Origin of the sequence: Moritella sp. 28 (assembly GCF_018219435.1) — a bacterium.
Lineage (GTDB): Bacteria > Pseudomonadota > Gammaproteobacteria > Enterobacterales > Moritellaceae > Moritella.
This window is the reverse complement of the sequence record NZ_CP056121.1, coordinates 2,698,632-2,715,844: the sequence shown is the minus strand read 5'-3', so window position 1 is coordinate 2,715,844 and position 17,213 is coordinate 2,698,632. Positions and strand designations below refer to the sequence as shown.

Here is a 17,213-nt window from a genome sequence, read left to right as displayed (position 1 = left end):
AGAGGAAAATAGTTATGCCTAGAGTTAAACGCGGTGTTGTTGCACGTGCTCGTCATAAGAAAGTTTTAAAACAAGCTAAAGGTTATTACGGAGCTCGTTCACGAGTTTACCGTGTTGCTTTCCAAGCAGTTACAAAAGCTGGTCAATATGCTTACCGTGACCGTCGTCAACGTAAACGTCAATTCCGTCAATTATGGATTACACGTATTAACGCTGCTGCACGTCAAAATGGTATGTCTTACAGCCGTTTCATTAATGGCCTTAAACACGCCTCTATTGAAATCGATCGTAAGATCTTAGCAGACATTGCTGTATTCGATAAAGCGGCATTTACTGTACTAGTAAATAAAGCAAAAGAAGCAGTTGCTTAATTTTAATTAAGTAACCGTTATTAAAAGGAGGCCTCGGCCTCCTTTTTTAGTATTTGGCATAATAACGAAAATTATACCTATAAATAATTAATACCCTTGCCCTATAAAATAGCTATAAATACCTGTCTACACAGCCTTCTATATACTTGAAGAATCCTTTTCTGTAATATCAATGACTCAATTTAAAATAATTTTGAGACTGATATTAAAATTTATGCATTCTTTATTGTCTTTACTATTTTTTATCACTTTTAGTCTACACGCTACTTTTGCACAAGCCGAAGGCGTTGTTATCGATTCTGACTTTAAAGTTGCCCGTCTTGGTACATCAACAAAGTATTTTGAAGATAAAACCAATTCATATACATTTGATTATTTGTCACAAAGACAATCTGCTATTCCATGGGTTAAAGCTAATCAAACTCATTTTAATTTTGGCTTTTCAGATAGCACATTTTGGTTTAAGGGTGAAATCGTTAATAAAACGAACCTTGATAAATACCTGATTATTGATTTTGGCGATTCGCTGTTAGATCAAATAGATCTTTATTTTATGCATGAAAATGGACAGTCGGTTGTAAAAAGACTCGGTACGCGTCGTCTGGATGAGGATAATATGTCTAAACTGACATTCGCTACGGGTTTTAAGATTGAAGCGGGTGAAAGGGTGAGTTATTTTATCCGAATTAAAGCAAGTGCCTTTTTACAAACTCCCCTCAGAATTTGGAATGCGAACGATTTTATTGATGAACAATCACAGCATAAATTAATGGTTGGTATGTTTACTGGCCTATTTTTAATGATGATTTGTTATCTAATATTTTTATATATTCACCTGCACGATGCACGATTAATCCAATATGTTGTATTTATTATGTGCTATCTCTCTGTGATATGGATTTTGGAAGGTTTTGGCTTTGTTTATAACGTAAGTTTTATAGCTCATTATTATGATTCAATAATCGTGATATTAATGGGCGTGATAGGTTTAAACTTGAGTTTATTTGCACGACAATTATTAAAGTTAAGATACCGTTCTTGGTTTTCGTTATCGACAAAAATACTTATCTTTTTCTCGACGGTTGTTATTTCAAGTTCAGTATTATTTTCATTTAAAACCAGCATCATATTGATGTCTATTTTAGCCCTCGGCATGACACTGTTGTCGATTGTCTGTGGCTTATTTTTTATTCGTAATGAATCTAAAGATGTTCGTTTTTATGTGCTGTCATTAGTATATTTTATACTTGGTATTGATATTCACATATTAACTCGTTTCGGGTTGCTTGGTCAGAATGAGTTTACGGATTATATCTCGGAATTGTCTGCTTTAATCGTATTGGTTTATTTATGTTGGAATTTTGCAAAGCAAATGGCGCATGACCGGGTTGTAAAAAAAGATGTCGAAAAGCAAATGACATCAGCCAATGAGCGTTATTACAGCGTATTTCAAAATGCAGCCGAGGGTATGTTTACGACTTCACTCGAAGGGAGCATATTAGCGATTAATAAATCAATGTGCAGATTACTCGGCTTTATTAATCTGGAGGATATGCAAAAGTCAGGGAATCTAACCGCAGATGAGTTTTATGCAGACCCAGACTTACGTGAAAAAATAATAAAAAGACTACGTGTTGAAGGTGAGATTAATAGCATAGAGATGTCTGGTTATGATCGTTATGGTGAAATATTCCACGGTGAAATCAATATGCGTCTCAATATACAACCTGATATAACTGTCATCGATGGTTCATTTGTTAATACGACAAAACGAAAGCAACATGAAATAAAATTGGCATCTATTGCTAAATATGATCAGTTAACGGGGCTTGTAAACCGTACTCATTTTGAAAAACTGGTTGGTGTATCTTTAGAAAGTAAGTGTTCAGTATTAGAAGATAACATTTTACTTTATTTAGATCTTGATCAGTTTAAATTGGTTAATGACATTTGTGGGCATGATATTGGTGATTCACTATTGAAAAAAATCACCGTGGTTTTAAAGTCATTTCTTGATGAAAATGCGATATTGGCACGCTTTGGTGGTGATGAGTTTGGTATTTTACTTAACAAAACTAACTTTGATAGTGCGTTAGAAACTGCAGATACTATTCGCTGCGGTATTGAAAACTTTAGGTTTACACATAATAGTCGACATTTTGTGTTAGGTGTTAGTATTGGTATTGTCATTTTAGATGAATCAATTGAAAACTTTTCACAAGCATTGAGTCTCGCTGATACGGCATGTTTTACAGCAAAAGAGCAGGGACGTAATCGCGTTCATGTATACAGTAAAAGTAATGATGTAATGCTTGGTCATCAACGCGAAATGCGTTGGATCGGTGTGTTGCGTGAAGCGTTAGATGCAGATAGATTCGAGCTTGCGTTTCAAACTATCAAGCCTTTGTCTTCTGCTGTTGATGAAGGCTATCGCTATGAAATTTTACTTAGGTTGAGAGATGAGCAAGGTGTTTTACAATCACCAAGTGAATTTATTGCCGCTGCTGAAAATTATAATTTTATGTCACAGCTTGATCGTTGGGTTGTTAAAACATACTGTCAGTGGCTGTCTTCTAATCCAAAACACCTTGCCAACCTGAGTTCGGCATCAATCAATTTATGTGGCCAATCTCTGGTTGATCGCAGTATGCATACCTATATAGAAAAAACAATTTCAGCCTATGGTATACCCCCTGAAAGACTGTGTTTTGAAATTACAGAAAGTCAGGCAATTATGGATTTTGAGCGAACAATACTGTTTATGAACAAGTTTAAAGATTTGGGTTGCCGTTTTAGTTTGGACGATTTTGGTAGTGGGTTTTCTTCATACAGCTATATTAAACGATTGCCAATTGATCAACTGAAAATTGATGGTTCATTTGTTAAAAATATTGAAACAGATCATGTTGATTACACTATGGTTAAGTCATTTAATGAAATTGCAAAGGCGGTTAATATTAAAACAGTAGCCGAATATGTGGAAAATGAAAACATTAAAAATATCCTATCAGGAATAGGGATTGATTATGTTCAAGGCTATTTAATAGCCAAACCTGCACTTTTAGTTGATTTAGTTGATATTGAACACCTAGATTCAGCTTAAGTACTAGCACTTAGGCTTACTTTTGAGTAAAATCATCCATTACTGAATGAATCTATTCACTTTTCCTGCCAACAGGGTGATAAGAAAAACATGCAACACCTCAAAGAAATAATAGTACAGGCCGTAGAAGCCGTAGCAAACGCAACTGACCTCGCAACATTGGACACTGTTCGTGTTGAGTACCTTGGTAAAAAAGGTATTTTAACTGAGCAGATGAAAACATTAGGGAAACTGCCTCCAGCAGAAAAACCTAAAGCTGGCCAAGCGATTAATATTGCTAAGCAAGAAGTTCAAAAAGTCATTAACGAGAAACGTGATGCATTACAGAAAGCTGTTTTAGATGCTAAATTAGCAGAAGAAATGATTGATGTGACAGCACCAGGTCGTACCAACCTTAATGGTGGTTTACATCCTGTAACACGTACTATCGAACGTATTGAATCATTTTTCGGTGAATTAGGTTTCGCTGTTAAGTCTGGTCCAGAAGTTGAAGATGATTATCACAACTTTGATGCATTGAATATCCCTGAGCACCATCCTGCTCGTGCGGATCACGATACATTTTACTTTAATCCTAAATTAGTACTAAGAACACAAACGTCTGGTGTTCAAATTCGTACGATGGAAGTGGAAAAACCACCAATTCGTATTATTTCTCCAGGCCGTGTTTACCGTAATGATTACGATCAAACTCACACACCAATGTTCCACCAAGTAGAAGGTCTATTTGTGGACGAAAAGGTAAGCTTTAGCGAACTAAAAGGTGTGTTACACGATTTCTTAAATAACTTCTTTGAAGAAGATTTAGAAATTCGTTTCCGTCCTTCTTATTTCCCATTCACAGAAACTTCTGCCGAAGTTGATGTTATGGGCAAAAATGGTAAATGGTTAGAAGTACTAGGCTGCGGCATGGTACACCCTAACGTATTAACCTCTGTTGGAATCGACCCTGAGAAATACTCTGGCTTTGCCTTTGGTATGGGTGTTGAACGTTTAGCTATGCTTCGCTATGGCGTTAACGATTTACGTTCATTTTTCGAAAATGATTTACGTTTCCTCAAGCAGTTTAAATAAGATAGGACTCAATAATGAAATTCAGTAATGAATGGTTACAAACTTGGGTTAAACCAGGTCTTACAAATGAAGAGTTAGCTCATCAAATAACGATGGCTGGCCTAGAAGTTGACGGTATTGATGCTGTTGCGGGTGATTTTACTGGTATCGTTGTGGGTCACGTTGTTGAATGTGGTCAGCATCCGGATGCAGATAAATTACAAGTAACTAAAATTGATATAGGTGCAGAAGAGCTAATCGACATCGTATGTGGTGCAGCTAACTGCCGTGAAGGACTAAAAGTTGCGGTTGCAACTGTTGGTGCTGTGTTACCAGGCGATTTCAAAATTAAAAAAGCAAAACTACGTGGTCAACCATCACACGGTATGCTTTGTTCTGAGTCTGAAATGGGCATGGCTGAATCAGCTGATGGTATCATTGAATTACCCGCTGACGCAGTACCTGGTACTTGCATTCGCGAATTCCTTGGTCTCGATGATGTTACGATCGAAGTTGATCTAACACCTAACCGTGCTGATTGTTTAAGTATCGCAGGTATTGCTCGTGAAGTTGGTGTTTTAAATAACATTGCTGTAACGGCACCTGAATGGACTAATGCAACGGAAACAAGCTCTGAAACAGTAAGTGTTTCTGTAGACGCGACAGCGCAGTGTCCTCGTTACCTTGGTCGTGTGATCAATAACTTAGATGTGACAGCGAAAACGCCTTTATGGATGGTAGAGCGCCTACGTCGTTGTGGTACTCGTTCAATTGACCCAATCGTTGATGTAACAAACTATGTATTGTTAGAACTAGGTCAACCAATGCATGCATTTGACTTAGCTACTTTAACGGGCGGTATTAATGTTCGTCTTGCAAACCAAGATGAAAAATTAACACTACTTGACGGTAATGAAGTTAAGCTAAATGACAATACACTTGTTATTGCAGATGATAGCGGTGCAATTGCAATGGCTGGTATCTTCGGTGGCGAAAAAACTGGCGTAACGACTGCAACAAACTCAATTTTACTTGAGTCTGCATTCTTTAGCCCGCTCGCGATTACTGGCCGCGCTCGTGCATACGGTCTACATACTGATTCTTCACATCGTTTTGAACGTGGTGTTGATTCAGAGCTTCAATATCAAGCGATGGAACGTGCAACACAGTTAATCGTTGAAATCTGTGGTGGTGAAGTCGCTCCTGTTGTAGATGTGACTACAGAGTCAGCATTACCGACACATGCGCCAATTAACCTACGTCGTCATCAATTAGATAAAGTAATTGGTTTCCATGTTGAAGATGCGAAAGTAACTGACATTTTAAACAGTTTAGGTTTATCTCCTACGTTTGAAAATGATACATGGACAGTTTCTTCTCCATCTTTCCGCTTCGATATCGAAGTTGAAGTAGATTTAATCGAAGAAGTAGCGCGTGTATTCGGTTACAACAATATCCCAAATGTTGCACCTGTTGCTCCATTGAAGATGACAGATCATAATGAAGCAACATTACCTGTTCGCCGCATTCGTGATTTAATGGTTGACCGTGGTTTCCAGGAAGCAATTACATATAGCTTTGTTGATCCAAAACGTCAGTTATTATTACACCCTGAAGCAGACCACCTTGTATTACCACATCCAATTTCGATTGAGATGTCAGTAATGCGTGTAAGTATGTTTACAGGTTTGGTAGAAGCTGTTGTAGCTAACCAAAAACGTCAGCAACAACGTATTCGTTTATTTGAAACTGGTCTTACTTTTATTAAAGATGAATCAGTTGAAAATGGCGTGCTTCAAGTGCCAATGCTTGGTGCAATCATCGCGGGTACAGCAAATGCCGAATCGTGGAATCAAGAGAGTAAGTCTGTTGACTATTTTGATCTTAAAGGCGATTTAGACGCACTATTAGATCAAACATGTAACACTGATGAATTTGTACTTAAACGTGCAAGTCATCCTGGATTACATCCTGGTCAAAGTGCTGAAATCTTCTGTGGTGATCGTTCTGTTGGTCATATTGGTACTATCCATCCTTCACTAGAGAAGAAGTTAGGCCTAAATGGTTCAACGATTATTCTTGAGATTGAACTGGCTACATTAACATCTCGTAAATTGCCGCAAGCTGTTGAAGTTTCTAAGTTTACTTCGAACCGCCGTGACATTGCTATGATTGTTAAAGACGACGTTAACGCTGGTGATGTTCTCAACTTCATCAAAAAAGTTGGCGGGAATCAGTTAGTTGGCATAAACTTGTTTGATGTATACCAAGGTACAGGTGTTGCAGAAGGTCATAAGAGCCTAGCAATCAGCTTAACCTTACAAGATATCTCACGCACCTTGGAAGAAAAAGAAATATCTGAAGCAGTAAATATTGTTGTGGAAGCTATCTCATCTGAATTCAATGCATCCTTGAGGGATTAATTTATGGCACTAACCAAAGCTGATATTGCTGAAACTTTATTTAACGACGTTGGCCTGAGTAAACGTGAATCTAAAGAAATGGTAGAAGCTTTCTTTGAAGAGATTCGTTTATCTTTAGAAGTTAACGAACAAGTTAAAATATCTGGTTTTGGTAATTTTGACCTTCGTGATAAAGGTGAACGACCTGGTCGTAATCCTAAAACAGGTGAAGATATACCAATTACAGCTCGTCGCGTTGTGACTTTTAAACCGGGTCAGAAGTTGAAAGCGAAAGTTGAGACTATCTCAAAAAATTAGAGTTTAATCAGATAATAAAAAACCGGCTAATGCCGGTTTTTTTATGCCTGTTATAAACAAATCTTCATAACAGTTACAGATATATTATTACCCTACAACACAATAAAAGGAAGTAGGGTAAGTGCTAGAAGGAATTAACCGCCTAGTTTATCTGATGCAATATGGTACTCAGGGTCTTCAATTAAATTAACCTCAATCATATCGCCTGCGCGCGTCATTAATTGCTTACATTCTAATGAAAGATGGCGTAAGTGTAATACTTTACCTTCTGCGATATAACGTTCAGCGAGTGTATCGATAGCTTCAATCGCTGAGTGGTCACATACGCGTGAGTTAGCAAAGTCGATGATTACATCTTGTGGGTCTGCAGATGCATCAAATAACTCTAAAAAGTGGCTAACAGAACCAAAGAATAGTGGACCATTCACTTTGTATACTTTAGTACCAGATTCTTCGATAGATTTTTCTGCATTGATATGTGCGGCATGTTCCCAAGCAAAACGTAATGCAGAAACAATAACACCGATAATCACAGCAACAGCTAGATCAGTAAATACAGTAACAACCGTAACAAGCACAATTACAAATGTATCTGCCTTTGGAATTTTACGTATTACACGGAAAGTTGCCCATTCAAATGTACCAATCACAACCATGAACATAACACCAACAAGTGCAGCTAGTGGAATTACCTCGATAAGCGATGAGAAGAATAGGATAAAGAGTAATAGTGATATTGCAGCCGTGATACCAGACAAACGCCCGCGACCACCAGAGTTGATGTTGATCATTGATTGGCCGATCATAGCACAACCACCCATAGCACCAAAGAAACCGTTAACGATGTTTGAGGCACCCTGTGCAACACATTCTCGGTTACCTTTACCACGTGTACCTGTCATCTCATCAATAACGGTTAATGTTAATAATGATTCAATAAGACCAACTGCAGCAAGAATTAATGAATAAGGTAAGATTATATAGAGAGTTTCTAGTGTAAACGGCACACTTGGAATACTAAAGCTTGGTAATGAACCTGAAATAGTCGCATTATCATCGCCTGTCATTGAACGAACAAAATCAACAACTGTACGCGTATCTAGTCCCATGTAATAAACAATTAGCGTCACTGTTACAATCGCAACAAGTGAAGAAGGTACTGCTTTTGTTAGTTTCGGTAGGAAATGAATAATAGCCATTGTTAGGGCAACAAGACCTAGCATGATATAAAGCTGTGATCCTTGTAACCAAGCTAGATCACCATTAGTGTCAATAAATTTGAATTGACCTAATTGCGCTAAGAAAATGACGATAGCTAGACCATTCACAAACCCCATCATTACTGGGTGTGGTACGATCCGAATAAACTTACCGAGCTTGAATACACCTGCAAGCACTTGTAATAAACCGGCAAGCACAACGGCCGCAAATAAATATTGTACGCCATTGTCAGCTACAAGCGATACCATTACAACTGCCATCGCACCCGTAGCACCAGAGATCATACCTGGACGGCCGCCAAAAATGGCGGTGATTAAACCGACCATAAATGCCGCATATAAGCCGACCAGCGGTTCAACACCTGCAACAAAAGCAAATGCAACAGCTTCAGGCACAAGTGCGAGTGCGACGGTTAAGCCAGACAAGACATCATTTTTTACTGATGCTATGGAATATTTTGGAAATTCAAACATAAATTATAAGTTACCGAGTTGTCATTAAGTGAATAAAATAAAATAAAAGTGTACTAAGTAAGTACTAAAAAGCCGCATATAACATGCGGCTTTAAAATTTAGCTAATAGTTATTGTTTAATAATAGTTATTATTTAGCTAATTTGGTTGGCGATGTGCTTTGTGAAGAAGCAAATTGACTGCCACCTGGTCCAGCTGCCACATCAATCAATGGTCGTTGAACGACACCAACTTTTGGAACAAAGTGGTGTTGTGAAGGTGCTACTTGTTGAGGTGTCGCCATCTTAACAGTGAAGTTAGTCTTCTTTGATGTTGTACCTTGTGCTTGCAGTGCAGGCACTGAAGTAACTTCAATAGCCTGATAAGCAACAGGTGTTTCAGCAACAACAGGTGTTTCAGCAACAACAGGTGTTTCAGCAACAACAGGTGTTTCAGCAACAACAGGTGTTTCAGCAACAACAGGTGTTTCAGCAACAACAGGTGTTTCAGCAACAACAGGTGTTTCAGCAACAACAGGTGTTTCAGCAACAACAGGTGTTTCAGCAACAACAGGTGTTTCAGCAACAACAGGTGTTTCAGCAACAACAGGTGTTTCAGCAACAACAGGTGTTTCAGCAACAACAGGTGTTTCAACAACAACAGGTGTTTCAGCAACAACAGGTGTTTCAACAACAACAGGTGTTTCAGCAACAACAGGTGTTTCAGCAACAACAGGTGTTTCAGCAACAACAGGTGTTTCAGCAACAACAGGTGTTTCAGCAACAACAGGTGTTTCAGCAACAACAGGTGTTTCAACAACAACTGGTGCGGCACCTGGACGAGTTGCTGGTGCTGTGTGCATTTTACGCGTTACAGATTTAGTTTCAATCTTTACACGCTCAGCTGACGCTTTCGCTGTTGGTGTAACAGCAAGGGTTGCTTCAACAGTGACTGGCGCTGGTTTAGCTGCGGCTGCTGTATGCATAACAGGTTTAGTTACTGCTGCTGTTACAGGTTTAGTTTCAATCTTTACACGTTCAGCTGACGCTTTCGCTGTTGGAGTCACGGCAAGGGTTGCTTCAACAGTGACTGGCGCTGGTTTAGCTGCGGCCGCTGTATGCATAACAGGTTTAGTTACCGCTGCTGTTACGGGCTTAGTGACTGCTGCTGTTACAGGTTTAGTTACTGCTGCTGTTACAGGCTTAGTTACCGCCGCTGTTACAGGTTTAGTTACTGCTGCTGTTACAGGTTTAGTTACTGTTGCTGTTACAGGTTTAGTTGCTGCCGCTGTTACAGGTTTAGTTACCGCTGCTGTTACAGGTTTAGTTACCGCTGCTGTTACAGGTTTAGTTGCTGCCGCTGTTACAGGTTTAGTTGCTGCCGCTGTTACAGGTTTAGTTACCGCAGCTGTTACAGGTTTAGTTACCGCAGCTGTTACAGGTTTAGTTACCGCTGCTGTTACAGGTTTAGTTACTGCTGCTGTTTCAGGTTTAGTTACTGCTGCTGTTACAGGTTTAGTTACCGCAGCTGATACAGGTTTAGTCACTTCAACCGCTACAGGTTTAGTTGTTTTTGCATTTTCAGTTTTTACTACATCGTTAGTTTTAGCATTTTTAGGGCCACGACGAGTACGTTTAGGTTGCGTATTTACATCAGACTTAGACGTGTTCGAAACATCAGCAGTTGCAGGTGTTTTTTCTAATCCTGCAGATACTTTTTGTTCATTGTTTACTCGTACTTTTTTACGCATATTTCGGCGTTGGCGACGTTCAGCTAAAACAGCTTGATTTTGTGAGCTGTTTTCTTCTTTCGCATTTTTAGTCTGTGTAGGCGACTTATCTTGATTGTGCGTTTTTTGTTTCTCATCGAACTTTTTATGCTGTTTCGGTTCCACCTTGTTATGCGGTTTCGATTCAACACCGGCTGTTTTATTAGCGTCTTGTTGTTTGTTCTCAACATTATCAGGAGTTCGAGGTTTACGATTGCGACGGGTACGTGGTTTACGAGGCTCATCATTATGACGGTTGCTCGATGTTCTTTCTGTTACCGCCTTTTTAGGTGCTTCTTTAACTGTTTCTTTTACGACAACTTTTTCGTCGCTATTAAAGAACCCAGAAATTGCTTTACCAATACGGCTAAATACCGATTCTTTGTCTACTACAGGCTTCACTGATTTAGCTTGAGTAGATGCCTTAGGTTTTGCACCTTGTGTTACTTTTTTAACTGCTTGAGTCGGTTTAGTTTTTTTCTCTTCAGGCGTGTTAATTTGCTTCACAAGAGGTTGAACTGTTTCGTTATTTACTTTGGGTTCATAACGAGTAAATTCACGTGACTGTGTCAGTTCAGTACTCGATAACTCTGAGCTATCGTCATCCGCTTTAACACGAGAAACTTCAAAATGAGGTGTTTGTAAGTTCTCATTTGGAATGATAAAGCTTTTAACTTTGTAACGTTTCTCTAAACGTAGGATTGAGTTACGTTTTTCATTTAGTAGGTAAGCAGCAACTGGAACAGGTACTTGCGCTACGATGTGATTTGTATTCTCTTTTAGAGATTCTTCTTCGATTAAACGTAGAATAGAAAGTGCTAAAGATTCATTATCACGGATCGTACCTTGACCATTACAGCGAGGGCAGACATGCGTACTTGATTCACCAAGAGAAGGGCGGATACGTTGACGAGACATTTCCATTAGACCAAATCGAGAGATACGACCTAATTGAATTCGCGCTCGATCTTGTCGTACCGCGTCACGTAAGCAGTTTTCAACTTCACGTTGGTTTTTAACTGGACCCATATCGATAAAATCGATAACAACAAGGCCACCAAGATCTCGTAGACGTAGTTGACGAGCAACTTCATCTGCGGCTTCTAAGTTAGTGTTTAATGCTGTTTCTTCAATATCACCACCGCGTGTTGCACGTGCAGAGTTAATATCAATTGAAGTTAAGGCTTCAGTTGGATCAATTACAATTGAACCGCCTGATGGTAGACGAACTTCGCGTTGGAAAGCTGATTCGATTTGAGTTTCAATTTGGTAGTGATTGAATAAAGGAACATCACCTTGATACAATTTAATACGATCAATAAAGTCTGGACGAATTAATTTGATGCGGTTTTTAGCTTCTTCAAACGCTTTTGGATGATCAATGAGGATTTCACCAATATCACGACGAAGATAGTCACGAATAGCACGGGCGATCACGTTACTTTCTTGGTGGATTAAGAAGGTACCTTGACGGTCTTTAGCACTATCTTGGATTGCTCCCCAATGATTTAACAGTACTTTAAGATCCCATTCTAATTCTTCAGCAGATTTACCCACACCAGCAGTACGAACAATCAGTCCCATGCCTTCTGGTAATTCTAATGTAGCAAGTGCAGATTTAAGTTCTGTACGTTCATCACCTTCGATGCGACGTGAAATACCGCCTGCACGAGGATTGTTTGGCATTAGAACAAGATAACTACCAGCTAAACTAATGAAGGTTGTTAATGCTGCACCTTTGTTACCACGTTCTTCTTTTTCAATCTGAACAATTACTTCGGTACCTTCTGCAACAACATCCTTAATGCTTGGACGTCCGCGTTGCTTACCAGTACCTTGTTTGAAGTAAGTGCGAGAGATTTCTTTAAGAGGAAGGAAACCGTGGCGGTCTGCACCGTAATCAACAAAAGCAGCTTCTAAGCTTGGTTCTACGCGGGTAATTTTACCTTTATAGATATTCGCTTTCTTTTGTTCATGGCCAGGGCTTTCAATATCTAGATCATAAAGGCGTTGCCCATCAACTAGCGCAACGCGCAACTCTTCTTTTTGAGTTGCATTAATTAACATTCTTTTCATTTTGTTATGTTACTTATAAATTAATTTTCATGCTTGGATAAATTAGTTAGACGTACATCAGGCCTTGTGTCTGTAGATAATCAACCTCTCGGCTGTTTAAATTAAGGCGCTGTTAGATGCTCTAATTGTGATTAAGTGTCTTACGATTATTTCTGCACTTATTAGATTCCATCGATAACTAACGTGTATAATTGCATTCGAAAAGGTGTCTTACATAGAAGTTGAATTGTGGGGGGTGGTATCCAGCTGGATAAATGAAACTCCCTATCAACGTACACCTTATATACAAAATGTATGCTAAAAACCCGCAGCAAGAATAACGGCATCCTGGTTATTCTGAAATTATTGGTATAAATAAATGATTATTTACCCCAATAGCAGATATACTAAAGCCATTATCATTCTTGGCTGTATTTTTTTAGCAGTACAGAGGGTATTATCCCATTGCCTGCATTAATATAGCAAGTTAACTTTCCATTCAATTTAGAAATTCTTTTCAAATTGATACTTATACGCACTTTGAGTTAGACAATAAAATAATTATGACCGATAAAATTTCACCGAAAGTAGAATTTGTAACCATTACTGAAGATTATCAAGGACAGCGAATTGATAACTTTTTACGCACGAAGTTAAAAGGTGTGCCAAAAAGTATGATTTACCGCATCATACGTAAAGGTGAGGTGAGAGTTAACAAGGGTAGAATTAAACCTGAGTATAAATTACAGCCTGAAGATATTGTTCGTGTGCCACCTGTGCGAGTTTCAGAAACTGAAGCTATTTCTCCATCAGCGAATCTTGATTCTGTTCGTGCACTTGAATCGCAAATTATTTATGAAGATGACTACTTAATGGTCATCAACAAACCATCTGGGATGGCTGTTCACGGTGGTAGTGGATTAAGCTTTGGTTTAATTGAAGGTTTACGTGCCATTCGACCTGATAGTAGATACCTTGAATTGGTGCATCGTTTAGATCGCGATACATCTGGTTGCCTATTAGTTGCTAAAAAACGTAGTACACTAAAAGCACTGCATGAGCAATTACGTTTAAAAACCATGCAGAAAGATTACCAAGCACTTGTTGCAGGCGCATGGCCACGCAGTACAAAAGTGGTGAATGCACCGTTGTTAAAAAATACGGTAAGCTCGGGCGAACGTATTGTACGTGTTGATGAGGAAGGTAAACAATCTCAGACTCGTTTTAAAATCATTCAACGTTATGAACACGGCACATTGGTTCAAGCAAGCCCTATTACTGGTAGGACACACCAAATCCGTGTGCATACATTACATGCAGGTCATCCGATTGCTTGTGATGATAAATATGGCGATAAAGATTTTACTAAGCACATGAACGGGCTAGGCTTGAAACGCCTATTCTTGCATGCTGCACGTTTAAAATTCTTTAACCCTGGTACAGAAGAAACACAAGAAGTTGAAGCACCATTAGATATGGCGCTGGTTAAAGCGCTAGAAAAACTGAAAAAGTGTTAATCATATAAGTTATTAAGTGTTACTCACTTAATAATCTTAGGTAAAAAGCCAGTATCGATGATGCTGGCTTTTTTTATCACCTTTGACGAAAAACACTGTCCTTTAGGGCGGTGATGTAAGTCATTATTGCGTAGCAATAAGCACTTTGTTTTGTTATTAATATTGACATATTTTCACATAGAGTCTACGTTTAGAACTTGGTGCTGTATATAAATACAGTTATGTAAGGTGCTGAAAATTGAAACTTATTGCGTATAAATACAGGTTCTACCCAAACAATGAGCAGGTAACAATACTTGCTCATACATTTGGTTGTGTTCGTTTCGCTTACAATTCAGCGCTTGGCTTCTCTAAAGCGCAATACGAATTGGGTAATAAAACCAATTATAACGATTGGAGTAAAAACCTCACTCAACTAAAAAAGAATCCCGATTTTATATGGCTGAAAGATGTTTCTAGCGTGCCATTGCAACAATCACTAAAGCATCTCGATAAAGGCTTTAAGTCATTTTTTAAATCAGGTTTTGGTTACCCTAAGTTTAAACATAAACACGGTAATCAATCTGCTAGCTATATGAGTAACGGCTTCAAATGGAGCGCGGACAAGCAATCGTTAACACTCGCCAAGATGAAGCAAGCATTAAAGATTAAATGGTCACGTACATTTACTGGCACACCCAGTTCATTAACGGTATCGAAGACAAAATCAGGTAAATATTTTGTATCAATGCTTGTAAAAGAAGATGTTAAGCAGCTACCAGTCGTGAACAAGACCGTCGGTGTTGATGTCGGTATTAAAGACTTAGCGATTTGTTCGGATGGAACAAAGTTCAATAACCCACGATTAACCAATAAATACGCGAAGAAACTCGCCAAGGCATCACGCAAATTAGCCAAAAAGAAGAAAGGCTCTAATAACTTCAATAAACAAAAATTGGCCCTTGCTAAGATTCACGAAAAGATAGCCAATTGCCGTAAAGACTTTACCCATAAAATGACGTCGACACTTATAAACGAAAACCAAGTGATAGGCATCGAGTCGTTGAAGGTCAAAAATATGGTTAAGAACCGTAAGCTATCTAAACATATCCACGATGCTAATTTCGGTGAAATAGTAAGACAATTAGAATATAAAGCGGATTGGTACGGGCGTAAAGTATCAGCTATTAGCCAGTGGTTTCCGTCAAGTAAAATGTGCAATGAGTGCGGGTTGCTGTATTCTGGCAAGTGGTCTTTAAAGATTAGAAATTGGACTTGCAAGTGCGGAGCAGTACACGACAGGGACGAAAATGCGGCTATCAATATCCACAGAGAAGGGTTAAGGCTAGCCGCTTAAGTCATTTGTGGCGGTAGGTAGTACCGACACGTTAAACGCTTTGTAAGAGGTTTTGGAAGACTAACGCAATTTAATATTGCAATGCTTAAGCCGTTGACGACAAGAATCCCCTTCCTTCCCCGACTTGTCGGGCGCGAAGCGAGGTAGGGGAGCTTCAAGTTCTAAATTTGGCTTAAATTGCTCTCTGTTTAAGCTTCTAAAACGTTATATCCTTGTTCTTGTAAGATCTCAACTAAACTAATAAGCGGTAATCCGATTAAAGTATTTGGATCCTTACCTTCTAATTTAGAGAATAATGCGATACCAAGTCCTTCACACATAAAACTTCCAGCACAATTATACGGTTTTTCGGTTTCAAGATAGTAACGAATTTGGCTGTCAGTTAACGTCCTAAAATGAACAATGAAGCGTTCAACTATCGTATCTGTACGACCTGTACATTGATTTACAACAGAAAGCCCTGTGTAAAAAGTTATATTTTGTGCAGAAACGGCAGATAATTGTGCAAAAGCTGTTTCAAAATTACCTGGTTTACCTATTATTTTGTTATTAATGACACAAACCTGATCCGATCCGATAGATATTGAGTTACTATACTCTCGACTGGCAGCTTGAGCTTTTTCTAGTGCTAGGCGTGATACAAGAATTTCAGCCGTTTCGTTTGGCTTTTCGGTTTCATCGACTTTCGGGTTGAAGGTGTCGAAAGGGCAGTTTAGTTTTTCTAATATCTGTTTACGGAACGGGGATGTTGAAGCAAGGATCAATTTAGGTCTCATGGTTTATCTATCATCAATTATTTAGTTATTTGATGATTTTAACGGCAAGTGACCTATTTTTGTAGGGAAAATTGATTTTTTTTCATTTTCCTTTTGACTATAACATGATGAATCTATATTATCCGCAGCCTATGAAAAAGGTAAAACTACCAGTAACTGTTGATCCTTATCGTACTGCTCAACAAAGATTGGACTTTAACACTCGTGTTGAAGCTAGTCTGTTGAAACGTATTACGGATGCAACGGCAGGTGAACCAAGTGATGCTGACGTATCAATTTCGTTCAGTAAAGACAGTCAAGGTCTTATAGTGATACAGGGTAGCGTATCATTAACCGTTAACCTTGAATGTCAGCGCTGTGGCGGGATATTTAAGCAAGCTTGTGAAACCGAATTTAGATATAGTCCTGTGAAAAATGATTCTCAGGCCGACGATCTGCCAGATGCTTATGAGCCCATTGAATTGGACGAAAATGGCGAAGTTAATCCGATTTCATTCATTGAAGATGAAGTGATTATCAATTTACCTCTGGTTGCTTTGCATCCAGAAGAAGATTGTTCAGTGAATCCCAATGAAATGAGTTTTGGTGAAATCGAGCCTGCTGATGAGCAGCCCAACCCATTTGCAGCTTTATCTGAATTAAAGCGCAAGTAATTAGGAGTATAGGTCAATGGCCGTACAAAAAAGTAAAGTAACTCGTTCACGCCGTGGTCAACGTCGTTCACATGACGCTCTAACTGCAGCAGCTACAACTGTTGACGTGACTTCTGGTGAAACTCACCTACGTCACAATGTAACAGCTGATGGTTACTACAAAGGCGTTAAAGTAATTAACAAATAAGT

Annotated in this window: 12 protein-coding genes; 9 read left to right on the top strand and 3 right to left on the bottom strand. The window is 38.8% G+C overall.

The genetic code is table 11. The features are described from left to right. Nucleotides 1-14 precede the first annotated feature (14 nt). The 5 genes from rplT (at nt 15) to ihfA (ending at nt 7,247) form a co-directional block, all read left to right on the top strand. On the top strand, nt 15-371 hold the full coding sequence (gene rplT / locus HWV02_RS12125) for a 50S ribosomal protein L20 (protein ID WP_019439702.1): 357 nt from the start codon (nt 15-17) through the stop codon (nt 369-371). Between the two features lie 226 nt (nt 372-597). After that, on the top strand, nt 598-3,474 hold the full coding sequence (locus HWV02_RS12120; RefSeq protein WP_255550303.1) for an EAL domain-containing protein: 2,877 nt from the start codon (nt 598-600) through the stop codon (nt 3,472-3,474). 90 nt (nt 3,475-3,564) lie between these two features. Then, nucleotides 3,565-4,548 carry a phenylalanine--tRNA ligase subunit alpha gene (gene pheS, locus HWV02_RS12115; protein ID WP_211676073.1) on the top strand — a complete coding sequence of 328 codons (984 nt, stop codon included), beginning with the start codon at nt 3,565-3,567 and terminating at the stop codon, nt 4,546-4,548. A gap of 14 nt (nt 4,549-4,562) precedes the next feature. Continuing rightward, complete coding sequence (gene pheT, locus HWV02_RS12110; RefSeq protein WP_211687927.1) at nt 4,563-6,950, top strand: phenylalanine--tRNA ligase subunit beta; 2,388 nt, start codon at nt 4,563-4,565, stop codon at nt 6,948-6,950. A gap of 3 nt (nt 6,951-6,953) precedes the next feature. After that, nucleotides 6,954-7,247: an integration host factor subunit alpha gene (ihfA, locus tag HWV02_RS12105; protein ID WP_211671691.1), complete on the top strand. Its 294-nt coding sequence runs from the start codon at nt 6,954-6,956 to the stop codon at nt 7,245-7,247. A gap of 134 nt (nt 7,248-7,381) precedes the next feature. On the opposite strand, the gene HWV02_RS12100 is transcribed toward ihfA, so the two are convergent. Both HWV02_RS12100 and rne read right to left on the bottom strand, forming a co-directional pair. Continuing rightward, nucleotides 7,382-8,941 (bottom strand): SulP family inorganic anion transporter, encoded by a 1,560-nt coding sequence (locus HWV02_RS12100; RefSeq protein ID WP_211676071.1) that lies wholly within the window; start codon nt 8,939-8,941, stop codon nt 7,382-7,384. A 129-nt stretch (nt 8,942-9,070) separates the two neighbouring features. Then, on the bottom strand, nt 9,071-12,763 hold the full coding sequence (rne, locus tag HWV02_RS12095) for a ribonuclease E (RefSeq protein ID WP_211687925.1): 3,693 nt from the start codon (nt 12,761-12,763) through the stop codon (nt 9,071-9,073). A 542-nt stretch (nt 12,764-13,305) separates the two neighbouring features. Between rne and rluC the strand changes: the two genes are divergently transcribed. Continuing rightward, nucleotides 13,306-14,259: a 23S rRNA pseudouridine(955/2504/2580) synthase RluC gene (gene rluC, locus HWV02_RS12090; protein WP_211676070.1), complete on the top strand. Its 954-nt coding sequence runs from the start codon at nt 13,306-13,308 to the stop codon at nt 14,257-14,259. Between the two features lie 238 nt (nt 14,260-14,497). Beyond that, the gene (locus HWV02_RS12085; protein ID WP_211679133.1) at nt 14,498-15,595 is read left to right on the top strand and encodes an RNA-guided endonuclease TnpB family protein; all 1,098 of its coding nucleotides are present in this window, start codon (nt 14,498-14,500) and stop codon (nt 15,593-15,595) included. A 188-nt stretch (nt 15,596-15,783) separates the two neighbouring features. On the opposite strand, the gene HWV02_RS12080 is transcribed toward HWV02_RS12085, so the two are convergent. Continuing rightward, nucleotides 15,784-16,371 carry a nucleoside triphosphate pyrophosphatase gene (locus tag HWV02_RS12080; RefSeq protein WP_211671682.1) on the bottom strand — a complete coding sequence of 196 codons (588 nt, stop codon included), beginning with the start codon at nt 16,369-16,371 and terminating at the stop codon, nt 15,784-15,786. A 104-nt stretch (nt 16,372-16,475) separates the two neighbouring features. Between HWV02_RS12080 and yceD the strand changes: the two genes are divergently transcribed. Both yceD and rpmF read left to right on the top strand, forming a co-directional pair. Further along, nucleotides 16,476-17,024 carry a 23S rRNA accumulation protein YceD gene (yceD, locus tag HWV02_RS12075; RefSeq protein ID WP_211676068.1) on the top strand — a complete coding sequence of 183 codons (549 nt, stop codon included), beginning with the start codon at nt 16,476-16,478 and terminating at the stop codon, nt 17,022-17,024. Between the two features lie 16 nt (nt 17,025-17,040). Further along, on the top strand, nt 17,041-17,211 hold the full coding sequence (rpmF, locus tag HWV02_RS12070) for a 50S ribosomal protein L32 (protein WP_006033904.1): 171 nt from the start codon (nt 17,041-17,043) through the stop codon (nt 17,209-17,211). Nucleotides 17,212-17,213: the final 2 nt, after the last annotated feature.